Here is a 22,089-nt window from a genome sequence, read left to right as displayed (position 1 = left end):
TACGCCTATTTCCGACGCTTGGCCCGCGCCGTCGCCTCTGCCTCCAGGGGATCCTCGGGCCAGGGGTGCTTCGGATAACGCCCGCGCATCTCCTTTCGCACTTCCGGATAGGCGTTCACCCAGAAGCTGGCCAGGTCACGGGTGACCTGCAGCGGGCGCCGTGCCGGCGAGAGCAGGTGCAGCAGTACCGGCACGCGCCCACCGGCGACGCACGGCGAGGCCCGCCAGCCGAACAGCTCCTGCAGCTTTACCGCCAGCACCGGCTCGCCTCCCTCCAGGCAGGGCCTGTAGTCGAGACGGATATTCGATCCACTGGGCACGCCCAGTCGTTCCGGCGCCAGGTCGTCGAGGCGTGAGCGAAGCGACCAGTCGAGACTGTCGAGCAGTTTTCGCGCCAGGGGCAGGCGCTCCACGGCATCGAGCCGGGTGATGCCATCGAGATGCGGGCCCAGCCAGCTCTCGAGATCGTCGAGCAGCGCCGCCGTCGACCAGTCGGGCCAGTCCTCCTGATCGCAACGAGAGCTCAGCTCCCGGCGCAGCAGCGCCACCCGCCCACGCAGCTGGTCGGCCGCCTCGTCGAAAGGCAGCGCGCCGCGGCGGCGCAATGCCTCTAGCAGTGCCTGGCGGACCGCCTCGGGCGGCAGCTGCTGAAGAGGCCTTCGCGCCAGCACCACCGCCCCCAGGCCACGCACCAGCTCACCCACCAGCCGGCCCTGCTCATCCGACCACTCGATGTTCGCCCGCCATTCGGCGGTCTCGGGATAGAGAACCTCGAGCCGGCCCGCAGCCAGCGCCACCCCGCGATATATCCGGGCGCCACTGGCCTGGCCATCCAGGTCAGCGGCTACCAGCAGCTCGGCGTGAGCCAGCGGATGCTCCTCGGGAAGGGTGGCAAGCCCTCCCCCGGCCAGCCGAAAGCGCCCCGGGGCGAGACGCTGTCCGATACGCTCCGGATAGGCCAGCGCCAGCAGCTCACCCAGCGGGGCTAGGCTTTTCACCTCAAGTCGGCAGCCGCCGATGCGCGCCAGGCGACGTGCCTCCTGGTGCCACTGGCCAAAACGCCTGGCGTCGGCGAGCCGCGCCTGAAGCGCCGGCTCCAGGTCCTTCTCGCCATCCAGGTCACGCCCCTCCAGCGCGGCCACCAGCGCACAGGCCAGCGGCAACGCCTCCAGCTCATGGGCTCGCTCCAGCATCACCGCCAGGCGCGGATGGGTGGGCCAGCGGACGCAGCGACGTCCCAGCGCGGTAAGATGACAAGCCTCGTCGATCACGCCGAGCCGCCGGAGCAGATCCCGCCCGGCGGCCAGCGCACCGGCCGGCGGCATGGTGACCCAGGCGAGTGCCGCGGTGTCCGTGACTCCCCAGCGGGCCAGTTCGAATGCCAGCGGAGCCAGGTCGGCCTGTCGGATCTCCGGTTCGCCGTGGGGAATCAGTGGCTGCTCCTCGGCCCATAGTCGCAGGCAGAGGCCGGGCCCCTGACGCCCCGCACGGCCACGACGCTGATCGGCGCTGGCGCGATTAACCCGGCGGGTCTCCAGCCGGGTCAGCCCGCTGCGTGGCTGAAAAACCGGCACCCTCTCCTGGCCGGCGTCGACCACGATGCGAACCCCTTCCACGGTCAGGCTGGATTCGGCAATCGCCGTGGCCAGTACCACCCGGCGATGGCCTTGCGGGTCCGGGCGTAGCGCACGACGCTGGGCATCCAGCGGCAGCCGCCCATGCAGTTCCATGACCGCAAGATCGGGCCGCCGCGCGCTCAGCTCCCGGGCCAGGCGGCGAATCTCGGCCACCCCGGGGAGTATCGCCAGGACGTCACCCGCGTCCTCTTGCATGGCCTCCAGTACCGCTGCGCACTGCAGACGCGGCGTATCCCGGCCGCCATTGACGGGGAAGTATCGCGTCTTCACGGGATAAGCCCGGCCAGGGCAATCGATCACCGGGGTGTCCTGGCCCAGTACGCCGAGCAGCGCCTCGACGTCCAGGGTCGCCGACATCACCAGCACGCGCAGGTCGTCGCGCACCGACTGGGCGTCAAGCGCCAGCGCCAGGCCCAGGTCGGCCTCCAGGCTGCGTTCGTGAAATTCGTCGAAGATGACTCCCGCGACCCCTTCGAGCATGGGGTCGTCCTGCAGCATTCGGGTCAGTATCCCCTGGGTGACGACCTCCAGGCGCGTATTGGCACCGACTCGACTCTCGCCCCGCATCCGGTAGCCGACGGTCTCCCCCACCGGCTCACCGAGGGTCTCGGCCATGAAACCGGCGGCAAGTCTGGCGGCCACGCGGCGGGGTTCCAGCAGCAGAAGCTTGCCATGGCCACGCCAGGGCGCTTCGAGCAGTGCCAGGGGAACACGGGTGGTCTTGCCGGCACCCGGTTCCGCGACCAGCACGGCACGGCTATGACCGGCCAACGCCTGGCGGATATCATCCAGACGGGTATCGATAGGCAGAGCCGATGACGCCGACGCTGTCATCGAATTGTCATCCTTTTTCATATACGATTTGCCATATATTTCAGGCACATTTCAGCGACACGTCTTAGCCACCCAACATCTCGGGGAAAAAGGAGCGCACAATGTCCCTTCGTATCGGTATCAACGGTTTCGGCCGCATTGGCCGCCTGGCACTTCGCGCCGGCTGGTCGAACCCCGATCTCGAGTTCGTGCGTATCAACGACCCGGGCGGCGATGCCGCCACCTTTGCCCACCTGCTTCAGTTCGACTCGGTGCATGGCCAATGGACCGGTGGCGGCGATGATATCACGGCCAATGACGACGCCCTGTTCGTCGCCGGGAAACACATCGACTTCACCGCGAACCGCGACATCGCCGATACCGACTGGTCCGGCTGCGACGTCGTCATCGAATGCTCGGGCAAGATCAAGACCACCGGAAAACTGCAGGCCTATCTCGACCAGGGGGTCAAGCGCGTGGTGGTCAGCGCCCCGGTCAAGGAAGAGGGGGTGCTCAACGTGGTGATGGGCGTCAATGATCATCTGTTCGATCCGGCCAGGCACCGTATCGTCACCGCCGCGAGCTGCACGACCAACTGCCTGGCGCCGGTGGTCAAGGTGATCCACGAGCAGCTCGGCATCCGCCACGGATCCATGACCACCATCCACGACATCACCAATACCCAGGTGATCCTCGATGCCCCGCATAAGGACTTGCGCCGGGCCCGGGCCTGCGGCATGAGCCTGATTCCCACCACCACCGGTTCGGCCAAGGCGATCACCGCAATCTTCCCGGAGCTCACCGGCAAGCTCAATGGCCACGCCGTGCGCGTGCCGCTGGCCAACGCCTCGCTCACCGACATGGTGTTCGAGGTGCAGCGCGAAACCACGGTGGAAGAGGTCAACGCCCTGCTCAAGCAGGCCGCCGAAGGCGAACTTGCCGGTATCCTGGGCTATGAGGAGCGCCCGCTGGTTTCCATCGACTACCGCAGCGACCCGCGCAGCTCCATCGTCGATGCCCTCTCCACCATGGTGGTGGCCGGCACCCAGGTGAAGCTCTACGCCTGGTACGACAACGAGTACGGCTACGCCTGCCGCACCGTGGAGCTCGCCGCCAAGGTAGGAAACGCCGACGCATGATCGCTCGCGTCGCCGCCCTGCCTCGGGAGATACGCCAGTACCTGCTGGTCACCGGCAACTATTGGGCCTTCACGCTGACCGACGGCGCCCTGCGCATGCTGGTGGTGCTCTACTTCCACCAGCTCGGCTACTCGGCGCTGGAAGTGGCGCTGCTGTTCCTGTTCTACGAGTTCTTCGGCGTGGTCACCAACCTGGTGGGCGGCTGGCTGGGCGCGCGCCTGGGGCTCAACCGCACCATGAACCTGGGACTGGGGCTGCAGGTATTCGCCCTCGCCATGCTGCTGGTGCCGGTCGCCTGGCTCAGCGTGCCCTGGGTGATGGCCGCCCAGGCGCTCTCGGGGATCGCCAAGGATCTCAACAAGATGAGCGCGAAAAGCGCCATCAAGACACTGGTGCCAGCCGGCGATGCTGGCCATCAAGCGCTCTACCGCTGGGTGGCGCTGCTCACCGGCTCCAAGAACGCGCTGAAGGGCGTGGGCTTCTTCCTCGGCGGGCTTTTACTGACGCTGATCGGCTTCCAGGGGGCGATCCTGGTGATGGCGGTGATGCTCACAGGCGTGCTGGCGCTTTCCCTGGTCAGGCTCGATGCCGACCTGGGCCGCGCCAAGGCCAAGCCCAAGTTTCGCGAGATTCTCTCCAAGAGCCGGGCGATCAACGTGCTGTCGGCGGCCCGGCTCTTCCTTTTCGGGGCGCGGGACGTCTGGTTCGTGGTGGCGCTGCCGGTGTTCCTGGCCACCCAGTTCGGCTGGGACAGCTGGCGGGTGGGGGGCTTCCTGGCGCTGTGGGTCATCGGCTACGGCGCAGTACAGGCAATGGCGCCTCGCATAACCGGGCGTCATGCGGGGCGCTCCGCCGCCATCCTGTGGGCGATGGGCCTCGCCGCCCTGCCGGCGCTGATAGCGCTCGGCCTGGAGTGGCAGCCACATATCATGCTGCTCGGCGGGCTGCTGCTGTTCGGTGCGGTGTTCGCGGTGAATTCCAGCCTGCACAGCTTCCTGATCGTCAAGCTGGCCCGCGCCGACGGCGTCTCGCTGGACGTCGGCTTCTACTACATGGCCAACGCCATGGGGCGGCTGATCGGCACCCTGCTCTCCGGCTGGCTCTACATGACCGGCGGGCTCACCGCCACGCTGTGGGTGTCGAGCGCCATGCTGGCGGCCACGGTGGCAATCAGCCTGGCATTGCCGAAGGAGGCCTGACTCTATTGAGGAAAGCGCTCTGTGTTTTCCAGCAGACGACGCCCATGAATCACGCCCAGAACCAGTATGCGTTCAGCTTCGATACGATAGATGAGCCGATAGCTATAAACGAATCGCTCTCGAATCGAAGGTAGCCCCAACTCGGGCACGACCCGACCTATCTCGGGAAAATCACCTAGAGCCCGCGTCGCATCAATGAGTTTGGTCACGACGGCCCGTGCATAGAAGGCCGAGTCTCGCTCGATAAATTCGGCGATCAGCTCCAGGTCTTCGAGCGCCTCAGGCGACCAGGCTATCGCTCGAGCCACTTGCCCAGTTTCCTCTCGACTTCCTGATGGCTCAGAGCGCCTTCGTCTTCAGCCCGGCGGATTCCCCGCTGAACCTTTTCCACGACGTAAAGATGGTACTGGATATCCTCCATCGAACAGTCCTCAGGAAGGGTCTCGAGCAATTGTCGTACATCGTCTTTCGCCGTGTTCATGGATTACCTCATATCAACGCGTCTCTATGGTTCACTCTAGGCTATTGATGGCCTGACCCCACACCCCTTGAGGATCACCTGAGTGAGAAAACGAGTGATCCGCTCCACGTCGGCATCGGAGATCTCATCCTTGCCGGTAATGCCCAGCACCTGGGCCTCGAAATCGGCGTAGTGCTGGGTGGCCGACCAGATCAGGAAGATCAGCCATACCGGATCGACCGGGTCCATCAGACCCCGCTCGGCCCACTGTTCGAAGATCTTCGCCCTGGCATGCACCCACTCGCGCAGCTCTCCTCGCAGATAGGCCTGGAGGAAGGGTGCCCCGCCGAGGATTTCCGCGGCAAACAGCCGAGAGCCTTCGGGATGGCGGCGAGACAGCTGCATCTTGCTGCGGATGAAGGCTTCCAGCACCTCGGCCGGGTCGTCCTCCACGCTGATATCGTCGAGCAAGGCGTTCCAGCGCGCCATCATCCGTTCGAGCAGGCGTACGTAGAGACCGCGCTTGTTGCCCATATAGTAGAGCACGTTGGACTTGGGCAAACCCGCGGCTTCGGCGATGGCCTGCACGCTGGCACCACGATAGCCGTACTGGGCGAAGACACGCTCGGCCGCCGCCAGGATCTCGCGCTCGTTGCGCTCACGGGTGGCACCGTTACCATCGGCACCGCCGCGGGAGCGGTTCCCTTTTTCGATAGTTGGCAGTTCTGACATCGCAAGGCCCCTGCCCTTGTTGTGTTCAGTAAAGCGAAAAGAGTGCCCCACCCCGGGGCTTCCTGCAAACCTGCTCCACTCACGGGCAGGATACCGCTTTTCCGCGCTCCGCTCTTCACTCCTTGCCCAGTCACTCCTTGCCCGGCCCATCTCTCGCCTGCCTGCACGGTAGATGCCCTGGCAGGAAAAGCCCTCTTCCGGACTTGCAAAGTGCGACATTCTGGCCCATGCTGAAAACATCCTGACCATTTGGTCAAATAGCTGCGACATACAATTCACTCATCAAGGTCAACAAGCGACTCAACAAGAGACACAGCGATGATCGACTTCCTGCTCAACGGGCAGCCACGCCACTGCGAGGCGACACCCGAAACCAGCGTGCTTGAATTGCTGCGAGAAACCCTTGGCGCCACGGGTACCAAGGAGGGTTGCGCCTCCGGTGACTGCGGTGCCTGCACCGTCGCCATTGGCGAAAAAGGCCCCGACGGCGAGCTGCGCTACCATAGTGCCAATGCCTGCATCACCCCGGCCCATCAGTTGAATGGACGCCATCTGGTCACCGTGGATGGCCTCGCCGATGGCGACAACCTCCATCCCGCCCAGGCCGCCATGGTCGAGTGCCATGGCAGCCAGTGCGGCTTCTGCACCCCGGGCATCGTCATGTCGCTGTTCACCCTTCACGAGGAACAGCGCCGGCAGGCCGACAGGGCCCTGGCACCGCTGACGCCGCAGCGCCTCGAGGCCGCCCTGGGAGGCAATCTCTGTCGCTGTACCGGCTACCGCCCGATCCGCGACGCCGCGCTGACCATGAACGAGCACCCGGAGCATCGCCCGCTGTGGATTGACGCCGCCGCTCCTGAGCCGAAAGCCCAGCACGCCGCTGATGAAAGCCTCTTTGCCCAGCCCACCACGCTCGCCGAATTGACCGAGTGCCTGGCGCGCCACCCCGAGGCGCGGCTCGTTGCCGGGGCCACCGACCTGTGGCTGGAGAGCACCCAGCGCCTGGTGCGCTTCGAGCGGCTGATCGATGTCACTCGCGTCGCCGAATTGAACGTCATCGAGGAAACCACCCTCGAAGATGGATGCAAGGGCTGGTGGATCGGCGCTGCGGTGACCTATACCCGTATCGAGCCGCTGCTCGAAGAGCATTTTGACGCCTTCGCCCACCTGCTGCATCGACTGGGCTCTTCCCAGATTCGCAACCGGGGCACCCTGGGCGGCAACGTGGCCAACGCCTCGCCCATCGGCGACACCCCGCCGGTACTGCTGGCGCTGGGTTCGCGCCTGCGCCTGGTTGGCCCCGAGGGTGAGCGCGAGTTGCCGCTGGACGACTTCTTCCTCGACTACAAGCGTACCGCCCTGCAGCAGGGGGAAGCGATCCGCGCCCTGTTCCTGCCCCACCCCGTCGCGGGGGAAACGCTCAAGGTCTGGAAACTGTCCAAACGGCGTGAGGACGATATTTCCGCCGTGCTCGGCGCCTTCGCCTGGCGCATGGAGAACGGCGTGATGCGCGACGTGCGCCTGGCCTTTGGCGGCATGGCCGCCATTCCCAAGCGTGCGGCCCGGGCCGAAGCGGCGCTCGAGGGCAAGGCGCCCTCATCGGCTGCCTTCCAGGAGGCACGGCTGGCACTGCGCCAGGACTTCCAGCCCATGTCGGATGTGCGCGGCAGCGCCCACTATCGCCAGGTCTCCGCCGCCAACCTGCTCGAACGCCTGCGCCTGGTCATTGCGCAGGACGCCATAGACAGCCCTCGGGAGGTGATGCTCCATGCGTACGCTCACTAAGCTCTCTAAGGCGCCCGGAACCGCGCCAGACTCCAAGGCGCCCGAAACCGCGCCAGATTCCAAGGCGCCCGAAGCCGCGCCAGATTCCAAGGCGCCCGGAACCGCGCCAGAGCTGAACCAGGACGTCGCCGAGGACGTGAGTGCCGACTCGGCGGCAGCGCGCCACGAGCTCGACGGTCGCATCAAGGGCGACGGCCCCCTGGCCCGCGACACGATTCCTTATACCAACGCTCATCCGCACTCCCAGACCCATGAGAGCGCAATCAAGCATGTCACCGGGCGCGCGGCCTATATCGACGACCTGAGCGCACCGGCCGACACCCTGCATGTGGCCATGGGGCTCTCTCCCGTCGCCCACGGCCGCCTGACCCGCCTCGACCTGGACAAGGTCCGCGCCATGCCCGGCGTCGTGGATGTCATCGCCGTGGGTGATGTACCCGGCCACACCGATATCGGCCCGGTATTCCCCGGCGACCCCATCTTCGTCGAGGAAGAGATCAGCTACGTCGGTCAGGTCATCTTCGCCGTGGCCGCCGAGAGCCATCGCGCCGCGCGTGAAGCCGTTCAGGCGGCCGTCGTGGAGATCGACGAGCAGCCGGCCTGCCTAGACCCGGTGGCCGCCGCCGAGCGGGAAGAGTTCGTGCGCCCCACCCACGTTCAACAGAGCGGTGACTGGGAGCAGGCATTGAAAGACGCCGCCTTGGTGGTGGAGGACGAGCAGTTCGTCGGCGGCCAGGAGCATTTCTACCTGGAAGGCCAGGCGTGCCTGGTGCAGCCCACCGAGGACGAGGGCGTGGTGGTGTTCACCTCCAACCAGCACCCCAGCGAGACCCAGAAGCTGGTGGCCGAGGTGCTGGGGATTCCATTCCATGCCGTGACGGTGGAAGTGCGCCGCATGGGCGGCGGTTTCGGCGGCAAGGAGACCCAGGCCTCGCCCTGGGCCTGCATCGCCGCACTGATCGCCCGCCGCACCGGCCGCACCACCCGCGTGCGCCTGCCCCGAGCCGAGGACATGCGCGCCACCGGCAAGCGACACCCCTTCCATAACCGCTACCGGCTGGGCGTCGACGACCAGGGCGTGATCCTGGGTGGCGAGATCACCGTGATCGGCGACTGCGGCTACTCCCCCGACCTGTCCGACGCCATCGTCGACCGCGCCATGTTCCACAGCGACAACGCCTATTCGCTGGGCGATGCCCGGGTGACCGGCCACCGTGCCCGCACCCATACCGCCTCCAATACCGCCTTTCGTGGCTTCGGTGGCCCCCAGGGCATGATGGTGATCGAAGCGGCGATGGACGATATCGCCCGGCGCATCGGCGAGGACCCGCTGACGGTACGCAAGCGCAACTTCTACCGCCCCGACCGCCAGACCACCCACTACGGCCAGCATGTCGACCAGATCGCTCTTCTCAAGGCACTGGTCGAACAGATCGAGACCAGCAGCGACTACTGGGAACGGCGCCAGGCCATCACCGAGTTCAACGCCGACAGCCCCATCGTCAAGAAAGGCCTGGCGCTCACGCCGGTGAAGTTCGGCATCTCCTTCACCGCCAAGCACCTCAACCAGGCCGGCGCGCTGCTCCACGTCTATACCGACGGTAGCGTGATGATCAATCACGGCGGTACCGAGATGGGCCAGGGCCTTCACACCAAGATCTGTCAGGTGGCCGCCCGGGAACTGGGCCTCGATACCGCAGAAGTACGCATCAGCGCCACGCGTACCGACAAGGTGCCCAACACCTCGCCCACCGCGGCCTCCAGCGGCGCCGACCTCAACGGCCAGGCCGCTCGTGACGCCTGCGTGAAACTCAAGGAGCGCCTGTTCGACTTCGCCCACGAGCATCTCTATAAAGACCAGGGGCTTGATCGCGAGAACATGCGCCTGGAGGCCGGCCATCTCGTCGCCGGTCACGGCGAGAGCGAGCAGCGCATTCCCTGGGGCGAACTGGTCCAGGCGGCCTACCTCAACCGCATCTCGCTCTCGGAGAAGGGCTTCTACGCCACGCCGCTGATCCACTACGACCGCAACGTCGGCCAGGGCCGCCCCTTCTACTACTACGCCTTCGGCGCCGCCGTGGCCGAGGTCAGCGTCGATACCCTGACCGGGGAGTATCAGGTCGACCGGGTCGATATCCTCCACGACGTGGGCGACTCGCTGAACCCGGCCATCGACCTCGGCCAGGTGGAAGGCGGCTTCATCCAGGGCATGGGGTGGCTGACCAGCGAGGAGCTGAAGTGGAACGACGCCGGCCGGCTGATCTCCGACGGCCCCGCTACCTACAAGATCCCCACCTACGGCGACCTGCCGCCGGTGTTCAACGTCAAGCTGATGGAGGGCCACCCCAACTCCATGGCCAGCATCTACCGCTCCAAGGCCGTGGGCGAGCCGCCCTTCATGCTCGGCATGGCGGTGTGGTCGGCGCTGCGTGACGCCCTGGCAAGCCTGGCCGACTATGCCGAGGCGCCGCGCCTCGACACCCCGGCCACGCCGGAGCGGGTACTGATGGCCGCCGAGACCCTGCGCGCCAGGTACAACCCCTGGCCGCTGGAAAAGGGTGCCAAGTGATGACCGCCCGGCGTCCCGCAAGCTGGCATGAGGCCCTGCACCGATTGCAGCGGGACGGCCTGCCCCATGCCCTGGCCACCGTGGTGACCAGCGCCGGGTCGACCCCGCGTGAACCCGGCGCTCGCATGGTGATCGCCGAGGATGCCGTGCACGACACCCTCGGCGGCGGCACCTTCGAGTTCCAGGTGATCGACGCGGCCCGGGAAAAACTGGCACGCGGCGAGAGCGGCATGAGCCTCGAGGCCTTCGCCCTGGGCGGCCGCAGCGGCCAGTGCTGTGGCGGCTTCGTCAACGTGCTGCTGGAGATCTTCCCCGGCAGTGCGGCGACGCTGGCCATCTTCGGCGCCGGCCATGTCGGCACCGAGCTGGTGCGCCTGGCCGCCCCGCTGCCCTGGCGCGTGCTGTGGCACGACAGCCGCGACGGCGTCTTCCCCGACTGGGCCGAGGCGCAGCCGCGCCTGGCATGTCGCCACGCGGCCGATCCGCGGGCCGCCGTGGCCGCCCTGCCGGCTGGCAGCCACGCGCTGGTGCTGACCCATGATCACGCCGAGGATCGCGAGCTGGTCGACGCCCTGCTACAGCGCGGCGACATGGCGTCCATCGGACTGATCGGCTCGAAGAGCAAGTGGGCGAGCTTCCGCTCGCGGCTCACCGACGCGGGGCACGACGAGGCAGCCTTGAGCAGCGTGCGCTGCCCCATCGGCACGGCTTCCGGTGGCACCGGCGGCGACAAGACGCCCTACGCCATTGCGCTGGCAACCCTGGCCGAGCTGCTGCCTCTGGTAGGCAACGCCGAACGCGCCGACCAACGCGGCCTCGACCCGGCTGAACTGCGTGCTCTGTTTGGCCAGAACGCTTCATAGCCATGCTCAATACCCGATGACAGCCGCCCAACGATGACGAAGGGCGCCGGGGGCAGGCCGAAGTGGAGGTCATTCTTCAGGGATGAAGAATGTAGCGTCCAGGGAAGGATTCACAGCGCCTCCTCGCAGGTTTGCCGCCGGATCAGCCCGATAGCAGAAACGAACGAGCCCCTATCATGACGACAAACGACTCGCGCGTAATACGCGCCGAACTGCTGAGCTTCGATGCCGACCCCGGCGAGGGCGACACCCCCGCTGAGGGCAGCGTGCGCCATATCGAGGACGGCGCCTTGTGGATCGAGGATGGCCGCGTTCACGCCATCGATGAATTTGCACGCCTCGAAGCGGACCTGCCCCCGGGCATCGAGGTGATCGACCATCGCGGCAAGCTGGTGATGCCCGGCTTCATCGACAGCCACGTGCATTACGTGCAGCTCGAGATCATGGCCTCCTACGGGCGCCAGCTGCTCGACTGGCTCAACGACTACACCTTCCCCGAGGAGTGTCGTTTTGCCCAGTACGATCATGCCCTGGCGCTCTCCAATGCCTTTCTCGACGAGATGCTTCGGGTCGGCACCACCACCGCCCAGGTGTTCTGCTCCAGCCACCCCGACTCGGTGGACGCCTTCTTCACCGCCAGCAGCAAGCGCGACCTGCGCATGCTGGCCGGCAAGGTACACATGAATCGCCACGCCCCCGAGGCGCTCTGCGACGACACATTGGGCGGCGTGCGCGACGCCGAGCGGCTGATCAGCGACTGGCACGGAACTCGCCGGCTCGGCTATAGCCTTACGCCCCGCTTTGCCCCCACCTCGACCCGGGAGCAGTTGGACGCCACCGGCGGCATGCTGCGCAACGACCCCAGCCTGTGGCTGCAGACCCACCTTTCCGAAAACACCGGCGAGCTGGACTGGGTCGCCGAGCTATTCCCGGAGAGCCGCGACTACCTCGAGGTCTACGAGCAGTCCGGCCTGGTCGGGCCGCGCAGCACCTTTGCCCATGGCATTCACCTCGACCAGGAGATGCGCCAGCGTCTCGCTGATCGCGGCGCCAATCTGGCCTTCTGCCCCAGCTCAAACCTGTTCCTGGGCAGCGGCCTGTTCGATCGCCTGGCGGCATCCGACGTCGGGCTCAACGTCACCTATGCCAGCGATGTCGGCGGCGGGACCGATCTCTCCGGCCTGGCGACCCTCAAGGCCGCCTATCAGGTCGGCCAACTTCGCGGGCAGCCCCTGACCGCCTGGCAAGGCCTCTACGGCCTCACCCTGGGCAACGCCAAGGCCCTCTCGCTGGATGAGAACATCGGTCGCCTGGCAACCGGCATGGAGGCCGATTTCGTGGTGCTCGACCCCGATGCCACACCGCTGCTGGCCAGGCGCCATGCCCGCTGCCGCACCCTCGGCGAGCGACTCTTTGCCCTGATGATGTTGGGCGACGACCGCAGCATACTGGAGACCTGGGCCGGCGGACGCTGCCAGCATAGGCGTGATCAGGCCTGAAAATAAAAATGGCGAGTGGTTCTCGTGAATCCACTGTTCCAGCAGGAACAGGATTCATGAGTACCACTCGCCACTGATAAAATGCCTTTTCTAACTGGATATCAGCCTGCCACCGTTCTCCAGCAGGCTCATAACGCGCTCACATCTCGCTCAGATTCTTGATGATGAAGCTACCAAGCTGCCGTGTATTCAGGGGATTTCCATTGCCGTTCAGCAGACTGAGGTTGAGGCTCCTGGCCAACTCCCGAAGCACCGGTTTTGCCGGAACCAGAAGCACGCCATCCTGCTCCACCTCGATGCTGCCGTTCTCCAGCTCTCTGACCGTGTAACCCTCGAACCCAACCTCGCGCAGTACCTTGAGTGCATTTCGCGGCCGCTCCTTCCGAGCAAGACGCCTGAGAGGCAAATGCTGCTTTCCACCTCGTGCTTCTGGCATGTAGCTTATTGCCTCCTGCACAGGCGCGTTCAACAGCGTCTCGATCTGCATCTCGTCGGTATTTATACGAAGAATGATCACCCTGTCGACGAATGAAAGGGAGTTAGCGTTAAACGTGACGTGCCCCCCCGAACCCATCCTCGCCGTAGTCTTGACGGATATCCGTTCACCGTCTCCGCTGACGACATCGTAACCCTGCTGGTTGACCTCGGTAGCCATCTGCCCATTGGTGATGAGCGCCGCGTAAAGCTCCCCGATCCGGCCACAGAGATGGCGCAGCTCGGTCGGCGGCACGCCCCAGTTGAGCTCGCGTTCAAACCATGCCATTGCCTCACCCAACGACTGAATGACCTGCATCTGTGTGAGTGCCATAACACCTCAATTAATCCTGTCTTCAGCAGAAGGTTTTACTGCTCAAGCGAACTGTATCTCGAAGAGAACAGGCATTTTCCACCGCAACTGCCGGTTGGATAAAGACCAACGCCCGAAATATACGGCGCGAAGCAGAGGTTTTGGCATCTGGTGCATGGCTTGGTTATGCGCTCTCACGGATGGCACGAATATCCTCGATATCCACCGGCCGTAAGAGCGCAGATTTATACCGGATCAGATCTTCCTTCAGCATAAGGGGTAGCTCAAGACCCAACAAATTCACCGTCGCATAGCGAGAAAAATCGATATTAAGTGGAACCCAGGTCTTGTTGCCTGCATCGAAGATTCGCGGACCGTCAGCGTTTCCTATTTCCACTTTGATGCCTTCATACTTGAACTGGACGTAGGTTAGATCCCAGCCTTCCTCTTGGCGGTGAGCGGCAGCTTTGGATACAAATTCCTGGCCGGCCTGGACCACTGCCGAAAAGTGTTCTCCAGAAACGAAAAGGTCGATGTCATTCAGATCCCGCTCAGAGCCATGCCCTTTGCAGCGAGTCCGCCACAGATCAGAAAGGGGATATTTCTATCCCTTAGTAACCCTACGATCCATTGAGCGGCTACTTGATGCACGTCTCCTCCTTTACGGATAACGCCCCGCTTCAGTCGCGGCCACGCCGTAGGGCCAAAGGCCCAGAGGCGTGGACGTCGGCTGCAAGCGTTGGTTAGCTGCTTGCCCACAAATCATTGATTTCCGATGTCACTACGCCGCGACGTGAAAGGCATCTGATCGCGTCCGGTGATTCGATCCAGATCGCTTGGAAAGGCCCGAAGTCATCGTCCTTCATCGAGGCGTAGAGCCTATTCGCAGCATCGTCGCGGTCGACTGCCGGCAACGACCAGTTGTCATACATAAGCAGCCAGTTTTCCGGGAACAACTGAAATCCGGGCTTCGTCGCTTTTTCTACCTTGGCCGAGATGAACGCTCGCATTGCGACTGCCCACTCACGCTCTACAGAATCGCCAACCCAGCCATCGCCCGGCGCATCGGAAGCTGCGGCACTCCGCAGCGCTGCGCCGTTTAGCCGGGCCTCTCCGGGCTTGTTCCGGCTTATAAAGAATGGCCCCTCGATATCGTTATGCTCTCGGTAGGCATCAATCGCCGCATCATTTTCCGGGATCACCTCTGTGACTTCCACCCCGGTTTCCATTGACCCGTGTTTGATGTGAAAATCCGGACGATCGCGGTGCACTACCGCTGTCGGATAGTTTAGATACTCCGAGTCCGCAATTGCGGCCAATAGACGACACATAGACCATCTTTCGCAGTGGTCAGTGGTTCGGCCTTCCGTGCGCAGTGGCACTGAAATATCGATTGCCGCAAGTGCAGTCACGAGTGCATCAGCATTCTTGGCTGTGATAGACGCCATGGCTACGTTTCCTGAGCAGCTAACGCCCGCCATAAACGGCCGAGTGAAACGAGGTCCGGCGACCGAAGGGAGTGGACTTCCCCCACTCCAGTGGACACGCCACCATCAGTTAATCTCCTCGAACTCTATCGGAGTCCGGTAACCAAGGCCACTGTGCTGCCGATGGCTGTTATAGTAGCCATCAATATAGCCCCTGATATGTTTTCGTAACTGGCGCAACGTCATGAAGCTGGTGGCGTGCAGCAATTCTCCCTTCAGCGTTTTGAAGAACGACTCCACTTCGGCATTATCAGTGCATTGTCCCGGGCGGTTCATGCTGTGCCGTACCCGGTGATGATTCAGCAGCGCCTGGGTCTTTTGAGCCCGGTACTCGATGCCGCGATCCGTATGGAACAGCAGGTCAGGTGCTGGATTCCGGCTTGTGAAGGCCTCGCGCAGGGTGGCTCGGGCAAAGTCTGCGCTCAGACTCTCTCCCAAGCGCCAGCTGATGATTCGACGTGAGAATAGGTCCAGTACCACCGCCAAAAACACATATTCTTTGCCCAGCTTGATGTAGGTGACGTCGCTGCTCCACTGCTGGTTTACCGCAACCGGCTTTTTGGCCTCGAGCCGGTAATTTGGCAGAGTTTTCAGGTCATCCCGTCGTTTCATCAGGCGGCGATAGACACACGTGACTCGGGCCTTCATACCCCACTCCCTCATCAGTCTGGCCACCCGGTTCTCACCCACCACAAGACCTTCTCGGCGCAGGGCCTGATAGACCCGGGGACTGCCATTACGGCCCTTGCTGGCGTTGTAGACCCTGCGGACCTTCAACAGCAGGTCGGCATTTTCAGCGGCTCTCTGGCTGGGCTTCAGGTTTGCCCAGGCGTAGTAGCCAGACCGAGAGATGTTCAGGTGGCGACACAGCGCCTTTACCTCGTGCTGTCCTCGGTGTTTCCAGACGAACCGGAACGCTTCCGTCGTTCCTCTGCCTGAAAACGTTGAAACTTTTTTAGGATGTCATTCTCCTCCTCAAGCTCCGATACGCGGCGCTTCAGGCGAGCGACTTCATCCTGCTCCTGGATCTTCTTTTTAGCATTAGCTGGGGCTTTCTTGACCCGTTTCATGGCGAACTGTCCCTCTCGGTATTCCTTTCGCCAGCGTGACAGCATGAAGGGGTGAATATCCAGTGCTTCGGCAACGCCTTTGACGCTCCGGTGGGCCTTGTGGCTCCACTCCACCGCTTTGACTTTGAACTCGGTGCTATAGCGTTGCGATTTCTTCCCCGTGATCATCTCGGGCATCGGTTCTCTCCTGTTGGGGAGTTATCGATGCGTGTCCACTGGAGTGGGGGAAGTCCACCGGTCACCTGCAGCGTTTGTTAGGCGCCAGCTTTCTCCGCTCGCCATTCCTGCACAAGAATGGAATACATTGCGAGGTCTTCGTACACGTCCCATTTCAGGATGCTCTTGCGAAGTGTGCCCTCATAGGACATGCCTATCTTCCGCATCACGCGGCCTGAGGCGGGATTACGGACAAGATGCCGCGCCTGAACCCGATTCAGCCGCAACTCCGTAAACCCGTAGTTCACCAGTGCCTGGACTGCCTCGGTCGCATAGCCGCGCCCCCAGAAGGGCAGTCCGATCCAGTAGCCGAGCTCGCCGACCGCATGTTCAGGATTGATAGAAAGACCCACCGCCCCAACGAGCTGTTCTGGGTCGGTCTCAGTTACCGCGAAAGTTGCCAACGTCCCATCCTCAAAGCGCCTAGCTTGGGATTTAATCCATTCCTCGGCGAGGCCTTCGCCGTAAGGATGCGGGATATTGAGAGTCGTATCAGCAATGATCCACTCCCCGGCGAACCTCTGGACATCACGGGCATCCGCGAGTTCAAACGGTCTTAGGAGAAATCGCTTGGTCGTGAACTTCGGTTGTTTCTTGCTCGACATTACCTCTGGCCTCTGTTCCGGCGCCTAACGCTCACATAAACGGCGTGAGCTTGCGAGCGTCCGGCGACCGTAGGGAGCGAATTTAATGTGCTTGTTATACCGAACCATGACTATGAATCTATAGCCTTGATAGTACTAGCAAAAGCCTGTATTTGATCTTTGTCATCAAGAAATGACGAATCCTTTATAACTACCGTCCTTTCCTTCTGAAGTAAATTATTGATTTCACTTTCGATGCTATCAAGAACAGGCTGCATCACTTCCATATCTCTTGTGAATACCGCTTTTGCATCTTCAATACTATTTAACCCAAAATGCATATGAGAAAAAATTCGAATCTTGAATTCAATATCTTCAGGGCTGCCGACTAGTTGACTGTAGTCCTTTGCCATAACTCTTGCGCTACTCTCATATAGGGTTTCAGCTATTTCTGAAACAAGCTCCTCTTTAGTCATTGAAAACTGTGGATAATATTTTATAAGCATCGTTTCTGGCATTGACTTAGCCAGCAGAGTCATGGACAACCTCTTTAATAGGTAAGGCGCTGCAATGCCTACACTAAAGGTATGTATTTTTCCTCTATTGAGTAGACCTTCCGTGATATAGAGCAGGACCAGCTCATGTATTTTTGAGTTTATAAAATCCAGTAAATATTTATCTAGAAGCGAATTTACACCCATCACCGATTGCAGTACTTCTTTAAATGGATCACCTTTTAGGAATTTAAAAAATTCTTTGTTGTATCCAAAAAAGTCTACGAACCCTAAATTAATTCTGTTCTCTTCTTTGGTATTTCCGATCCTGTCTTGCAACTTCTTTAGATCTTCATCAGTAAGGTGTAGGGTTCCGGATGATCGGATCGCCTATAGAAGTTATCCTCTGCTAGCAGCGAGGGAGCTTCTTCAGCAATTCATCCGGGAGCAGGTTCATGGACATCAAGCTGCATAAACAAGCGACGACGACACCGAAGATCCGTGCCGAGATCCAGGCAGCACCCTCCAGCATCACGGATAGTGAGCTAGCCCGCCAGTATCGCGTCGCCACCGCGACCATCCGGCGCTGGCGTTACCGTGACGATGTCTATGACCGTCCGCATACCCGTCACAACCTCCTGGCTACGCTCACACCCGAGCAGGAGGAGGTGCTGATCACGGCTCGTGAGTTCCTGCGTCTTGGCTTGGATGACCTCCTCGTCGTGGCGCGTGAGTTCCTGAGCCCCGGCTTGTCGCGCTCTGCCCTGCATCGCATGCTCAAACGGCGTGAAGTGCCGACGCTGGCGGAGCTGGCACGGCAGGATGCCGGTGGCGACGAGAAGCCCCGGCACAAGCCCTTCAAGGACTATGAGCCGGGCTACGTGCATATCGACATCAAGCACCTGCCTCAGATGCCCGACGAGGAGCAGAAGCGCTACTTGTACGTTGCCATCGACCGTGCGACACGCTGGGTCTACCTGGAGGTCCGACGCAGCCAGTCCGCGAAGGATGCTCGGGCGTTTATGAAGCAGGTGGAGAAGACGGCGCCCTTCAAAATCCAGACGGTGCTGACCGACAACGGCAAGTCGTTCACGGATCGCTTCACGCGGGCAGGTGAGCGCAAGCCCAGCGGGCGCCATCCCTTCGATCAGGAGTGCCTGGCCCACGGCATCGAGCACCGACTCATCAAGCCGGGAAGGCCGCAAACGAATGGGATGGTGGAGCGCTTCAACGGCCGTATCAGCGACGTGCTGGCGACTCGCCGCTATACGTCAGGCGAGGACCTGGAGCAGACGTTGAAACGCTACTGCTGGCTGTACAACCACCATATCCCACAGAAGGCGCTGCACCATCAATCACCCATTGCAGCGATGAAGGAATGGCAGACCAAACGCCCTGAGTTATTTACTAAGCGGGTGGTCAATCACACGGGACCCGACAAGTAAGGTATTTAAGCCCATAATCATCTAGAGCATTTCTGATTAGATTGTCTGCCCCCTCCAAATCTACAATCGTCTTCACATTGAAAAATAAGGTGAGCAACCTGTCATTACTATAAGTCCTTGCGGACAATTCAGCAGCATTAGAATATGAGACCTTTATTTTCTTCAGTTGGGACTTAACCGTATCCGATGGGGCATTTTCTTTAAAAGCTGCAAAGGACTCGTACTCATGAATTATCTCCTGGATATATTTATCGATTGTACCATTTGTAATTTCGTCAGAAACTTTATCGGCGTACTCATTAATAAGAGTTATTGCAGGCTCTGTAAGGTCATTGGATACATGAAGTTTATACTCAAAGTTATCAGGATCAGGCAATAAAGAGCTGTCCAGAGTTGCAAATAGTAGAAACTTAATTATCTCTTTTAAGGCTTGGGGTTTAGTTAGACGGCCTGTGTATTTTTTTGCACTGTATTAACCCAACCACTTTACCCTGATTATATAAAATACAATCTCGACCTCGTTCAGACACTCCTTGCATTAGAGAAATATTGTCTAAGTTGGCATACTTAGACTCATTAATTTCATCTTGCACTAGAAGGTATGACAGCAGTTCAAACTCACGATCCCCTAGCTCAGAGAATGGAAGTAACGTTATGCCAGACTCAATAGTAAGTGGCTTAAAGCCTGCTTCAGATTCAATCTTTATCTGTTCATTGCTAATTTCTTTACGCATATACCTTAACTTACCTTTTTAGGTATAACGCCCGGAGCACGCGCGGCTTTGTAGTGGAGGCGCAGCCGCAACGAAAAAGGCGTCGCCGTGACTGCGATTGTTAGCTTTGGTTTCCAAGCGCATAAACATCAATGCTTGCTCCTGATATAACAGACTGAGCCAGTTCGCTCGTTTGCGATAGAGCTTCTTTTAAATCGTTGATAGAACCCACAGCGGCTGATATTGCTTGTTCACCCGAATACGAAGAATTTATGGAGAGAAACCGCTCTTCCATCGAATCCATGGAAGCATCAACGACCCTCAACCTTTCATGAATGATATGAAGACAGTCTCTTTCCCAGTCTTTTAGAATCTCCGGTGCCTCGATGATTACTCTTGAATATATCTCCCGTGGGAAATGAGTTGACTGAGTCGGCATGACACGCTCGGCCTTGAAATGGCTCTCAGCTTGACTCAAAACATCCACCTTACTTGGCACCATACGCGTGATTGATTGCAGTTCAGCCACAAGAGACTTCCGAAGCCTGAATCTCACTTTAAGCTGTTTCAACCATTGAGCGCTTTCGGCCAAAACAAACCCCAATACAACTCCAAGGAGCGACCATATTGCTTCCGTCATTCGACGAATCTCCGATGAAAGCTAACGCCCGCAACAACGGCGGAGCGAAGCGACGTCCGGGCCCGCAGGGCCGTATTGCTTGCGATTGTTATGGGTAAACTTCACTTCTTTGCCAATTTTGATGCAGCTTTTTTCTTTTTTTCCTCAGCTAATAGCTCATCGAAGTTTATTCCGAATCTTTGCTCCATGCTTTTCAAGCACAGATCAAGCGCTCTGAGAATATGAAGATTGTTCGCTCCAAATGCGTAATATGCAGACTGGTATCTTTCTTCACCCAATATGCATTGAGCCATTTCACCTGAAGTTGACTCAGTACGCGGGAGTTTGCCTCGATACTTTTCTTTCATACCTTTCTTGTTTGTAAAGGTAACGGGGTATCGAAAATCTCGGCCCTCACCTTCCCACACTCCTCCAGGTCCAAAATTTTGGATATTGCCGTTGTAGCATTCACTCCCAATCATATACTCAAGATCATGAAGCAGGTTGAAGAAGGCTAAAGTTCGTTTTCTCTTTGCCATTGCACAAATTCCTATTTGTACCCATAACAGTGATTGGACTGCGCGTCCTGATATTGGATGAACAGGCTTGCGCGTTCAACAATCTTATCCAGCGGGCCCTTGTTCGTCTAACGTGTTGATTTCTCACAAATCAAAGTATAGCTCAGCTACCTATGCAGAATTCGCGTGCCTGCACGTTTTGTCGGAACCAATATACTGTATGCGTATCAACTTATTTAAAGAAGCCAAGCTTGGAGGTACCCCCTGCCCCTCAGCTCATGGATAAAGTGATGGCGACCATTCTCGAGAAGCGCAGCAGGCCCCTGAACGAGAAGTGCATGTCAGGAAAATTCGTACGGTGGAGGAAATGCCGGGGTGCATAGCCCGCTGGGTTGATTCGGGAATTTCAGGGACGCTACCGCCCTGCTGGCAGAACGAATGATAATTTCCCTCATCCCTAATGCGGCATCCCTGAGTACATCTTGGTACGTAAGCCACCTTTGTAGCTTTTTTACCTACCGTAACCAAGCAATACGTGGAGGGCAACGCCTACCAAGGCAGCACCAGGGAATATATTTGAGCGGCGTTGCCTTTAGGCGTGCGCCGTTTGCAGGCTAGCCAGTTGGCCCGATGCTGCGCTGCGGTGACGGCACAAGTGCCATGGACTGGATTCGCTGCCTCATGATTTGACAGTGGTCAAGTCTGGGTATGTTAGTCCAAGGGATAACTGGTGGCTCTACTGAACCACATGGCATATTTCATTTTTTTCATAAATATAGAAAGGGGCTGCCGTGGGGGGACTTGAAGCGCTGCGTACCAGACTGCTGCCGCTGTTTTTGACGGTGACTTTCCTGCTCGGCTCCGCCTGCCATGCGCTGGCAGCCGATGAGCACAACCCGACCGAGCCTACCCCGGAACTGCTCTCGGCATTGCACCACGGCGGCTTCGTGCTCTACCTACGTCATGGTCCGACCGATACCCATATCCCCGACCAGGTACCGGTGAATTTCGACGACTGCGCCACTCAGCGGCCCCTGAGCGATGAGGGGCGGCAGGTCATGGAGGGCGTGGCCAAGCATCTGGCGCGCCATGACTGGCCGCTCGAAGCACCCATTCGGGTCAGCCCCTTCTGTCGCGCCCGGGAAACCGCTCGCATCGTGTTGCCAACCCAGGAATATGTGATCGACGACCTGCTGCGCTACACCGCAGCCATGACGAATGACGAAAAGCGGCCCGTGATCGAAAATACCGGCAAGATGTTGGCATTGCCGGTAGAAGGCAACGTCAACCGCTTGATCGTGGCCCACGGTCCTAACCTGGCCGACCTGATGAACTACTTCCCACCCGAAGGCACCCTGGTGATTTTCTCCCCGCTCGGCGAAGAGGGTTACCTTTATCGTGCCAGCATACCGCCCGATCTGTGGCCCTCGCTGGACTTACACCACGCTTTCGAGCAGTAA

General features: G+C 60.3%; 21 protein-coding genes and 1 pseudogene. 8 read left to right on the top strand and 14 right to left on the bottom strand.

What is annotated here, in order from left to right:
• Positions 1-5 precede the first annotated feature (5 nt).
• On the bottom strand, positions 6-2,471 hold the full coding sequence (gene hrpB, locus KZO25_RS13365) for an ATP-dependent helicase HrpB (RefSeq protein WP_223137347.1): 2,466 nt from the start codon (positions 2,469-2,471) through the stop codon (positions 6-8).
• A 101-nt stretch (positions 2,472-2,572) separates the two neighbouring features.
• Between hrpB and KZO25_RS13360 the strand changes: the two genes are divergently transcribed.
• Both KZO25_RS13360 and arsJ read left to right on the top strand, forming a co-directional pair.
• A complete protein-coding gene (locus KZO25_RS13360) occupies positions 2,573-3,589 on the top strand; it encodes an ArsJ-associated glyceraldehyde-3-phosphate dehydrogenase (RefSeq protein WP_223137346.1) in 1,017 nt (338 codons plus the stop codon).
• Positions 3,586-4,788, top strand: a complete 1,203-nt coding sequence (gene arsJ, locus KZO25_RS13355) for an organoarsenical effux MFS transporter ArsJ (protein ID WP_223137345.1) — start codon at positions 3,586-3,588, stop codon at positions 4,786-4,788. Before KZO25_RS13360 ends, arsJ begins: the two co-directional genes overlap by 4 nt.
• 2 nt (positions 4,789-4,790) lie before the next feature.
• Here arsJ and KZO25_RS13350 read toward each other — a convergent pair whose 3' ends face one another.
• The 3 genes from KZO25_RS13350 to KZO25_RS13340 are packed head-to-tail and all read right to left on the bottom strand — an operon-like array spanning position 4,791 to position 5,980.
• On the bottom strand, positions 4,791-5,096 hold the full coding sequence (locus KZO25_RS13350; protein WP_223137344.1) for a type II toxin-antitoxin system RelE/ParE family toxin: 306 nt from the start codon (positions 5,094-5,096) through the stop codon (positions 4,791-4,793).
• Positions 5,081-5,269, bottom strand: coding sequence for a hypothetical protein (locus tag KZO25_RS13345; RefSeq protein ID WP_066449820.1), 189 nt, complete (start codon positions 5,267-5,269; stop codon positions 5,081-5,083). Before KZO25_RS13345 ends, KZO25_RS13350 begins: the two co-directional genes overlap by 16 nt.
• A gap of 36 nt (positions 5,270-5,305) precedes the next feature.
• Positions 5,306-5,980, bottom strand: a complete 675-nt coding sequence (locus KZO25_RS13340; protein ID WP_223137343.1) for a TetR/AcrR family transcriptional regulator — start codon at positions 5,978-5,980, stop codon at positions 5,306-5,308.
• A gap of 318 nt (positions 5,981-6,298) precedes the next feature.
• Here KZO25_RS13340 and xdhA point away from each other — a divergent pair, with 318 nt between their 5' ends.
• The 4 genes from xdhA to guaD all read left to right on the top strand — a co-directional run bounded on the left by xdhA (position 6,299) and on the right by guaD (position 12,696).
• Complete coding sequence (xdhA, locus tag KZO25_RS13335) at positions 6,299-7,765, top strand: xanthine dehydrogenase small subunit (RefSeq protein ID WP_223137342.1); 1,467 nt, start codon at positions 6,299-6,301, stop codon at positions 7,763-7,765.
• Complete coding sequence (gene xdhB / locus KZO25_RS13330; RefSeq protein WP_262489008.1) at positions 7,749-10,334, top strand: xanthine dehydrogenase molybdopterin binding subunit; 2,586 nt, start codon at positions 7,749-7,751, stop codon at positions 10,332-10,334. The genes xdhA and xdhB overlap by 17 nt, the downstream gene beginning before the upstream one ends.
• A complete protein-coding gene (xdhC, locus tag KZO25_RS13325) occupies positions 10,334-11,197 on the top strand; it encodes a xanthine dehydrogenase accessory protein XdhC (RefSeq protein ID WP_223137341.1) in 864 nt (287 codons plus the stop codon). Before xdhB ends, xdhC begins: the two co-directional genes overlap by 1 nt.
• A 176-nt stretch (positions 11,198-11,373) precedes the next feature.
• Positions 11,374-12,696 (top strand): guanine deaminase, encoded by a 1,323-nt coding sequence (gene guaD / locus KZO25_RS13320; protein WP_223137340.1) that lies wholly within the window; start codon positions 11,374-11,376, stop codon positions 12,694-12,696.
• A 139-nt stretch (positions 12,697-12,835) separates the two neighbouring features.
• Here the strand turns inward: guaD and KZO25_RS13315 are convergent, their stop codons facing one another.
• The 7 genes and pseudogenes from KZO25_RS13315 to KZO25_RS13285 form a co-directional block, all read right to left on the bottom strand.
• Complete coding sequence (locus tag KZO25_RS13315; RefSeq protein WP_223137339.1) at positions 12,836-13,504, bottom strand: DUF6998 domain-containing protein; 669 nt, start codon at positions 13,502-13,504, stop codon at positions 12,836-12,838.
• 163 nt (positions 13,505-13,667) lie between these two features.
• On the bottom strand, positions 13,668-13,982 hold the full coding sequence (locus KZO25_RS13310) for a hypothetical protein (protein ID WP_262489007.1): 315 nt from the start codon (positions 13,980-13,982) through the stop codon (positions 13,668-13,670).
• Between the two features lie 244 nt (positions 13,983-14,226).
• Positions 14,227-14,931: a hypothetical protein gene (locus KZO25_RS13305; protein WP_223137338.1), complete on the bottom strand. Its 705-nt coding sequence runs from the start codon at positions 14,929-14,931 to the stop codon at positions 14,227-14,229.
• Positions 14,932-15,036: 105 nt separating this feature from the next.
• Positions 15,037-15,861 (bottom strand): annotated as a pseudogene (locus KZO25_RS13300) (IS3 family transposase); the annotation flags it as partial.
• Positions 15,846-16,208, bottom strand: a complete 363-nt coding sequence (locus KZO25_RS13295; RefSeq protein ID WP_262489013.1) for a transposase — start codon at positions 16,206-16,208, stop codon at positions 15,846-15,848. The gene KZO25_RS13295 and the pseudogene KZO25_RS13300, both read right to left, overlap by 16 nt.
• A gap of 86 nt (positions 16,209-16,294) precedes the next feature.
• The gene (locus KZO25_RS13290; RefSeq protein ID WP_223137336.1) at positions 16,295-16,861 is read right to left on the bottom strand and encodes a GNAT family N-acetyltransferase; all 567 of its coding nucleotides are present in this window, start codon (positions 16,859-16,861) and stop codon (positions 16,295-16,297) included.
• Between the two features lie 110 nt (positions 16,862-16,971).
• Positions 16,972-17,673 (bottom strand): hypothetical protein, encoded by a 702-nt coding sequence (locus KZO25_RS13285; RefSeq protein ID WP_223137335.1) that lies wholly within the window; start codon positions 17,671-17,673, stop codon positions 16,972-16,974.
• 116 nt (positions 17,674-17,789) lie between these two features.
• On the opposite strand from KZO25_RS13285, the gene KZO25_RS13280 reads away from it, so the two are divergent.
• Positions 17,790-18,779 (top strand): IS481 family transposase, encoded by a 990-nt coding sequence (locus tag KZO25_RS13280; RefSeq protein ID WP_223137334.1) that lies wholly within the window; start codon positions 17,790-17,792, stop codon positions 18,777-18,779.
• Here KZO25_RS13280 and KZO25_RS13275 read toward each other — a convergent pair.
• The 3 genes from KZO25_RS13275 to KZO25_RS13265 all read right to left on the bottom strand — a co-directional run bounded on the left by KZO25_RS13275 (position 18,754) and on the right by KZO25_RS13265 (position 20,650).
• Positions 18,754-19,155 carry a hypothetical protein gene (locus tag KZO25_RS13275; RefSeq protein ID WP_223137333.1) on the bottom strand — a complete coding sequence of 134 codons (402 nt, stop codon included), beginning with the start codon at positions 19,153-19,155 and terminating at the stop codon, positions 18,754-18,756. The genes KZO25_RS13280 and KZO25_RS13275 overlap by 26 nt on opposite strands.
• Before the next feature lie 458 nt (positions 19,156-19,613).
• Positions 19,614-20,132, bottom strand: coding sequence for a hypothetical protein (locus KZO25_RS13270; RefSeq protein WP_223137332.1), 519 nt, complete (start codon positions 20,130-20,132; stop codon positions 19,614-19,616).
• A gap of 101 nt (positions 20,133-20,233) precedes the next feature.
• Positions 20,234-20,650: a hypothetical protein gene (locus KZO25_RS13265; RefSeq protein ID WP_223137331.1), complete on the bottom strand. Its 417-nt coding sequence runs from the start codon at positions 20,648-20,650 to the stop codon at positions 20,234-20,236.
• A gap of 770 nt (positions 20,651-21,420) precedes the next feature.
• Here KZO25_RS13265 and KZO25_RS13260 point away from each other — a divergent pair.
• The gene (locus tag KZO25_RS13260) at positions 21,421-22,089 is read left to right on the top strand and encodes a histidine phosphatase family protein (protein WP_223137330.1); all 669 of its coding nucleotides are present in this window, start codon (positions 21,421-21,423) and stop codon (positions 22,087-22,089) included.

Source organism: Halomonas sp. ANAO-440 (assembly GCF_019915905.1).
GTDB lineage: Bacteria > Pseudomonadota > Gammaproteobacteria > Pseudomonadales > Halomonadaceae > Halomonas > Halomonas chromatireducens.
The sequence above is the reverse complement of the archived record's forward strand: the minus strand, read 5'-3'. Positions and strand labels throughout refer to the sequence as shown.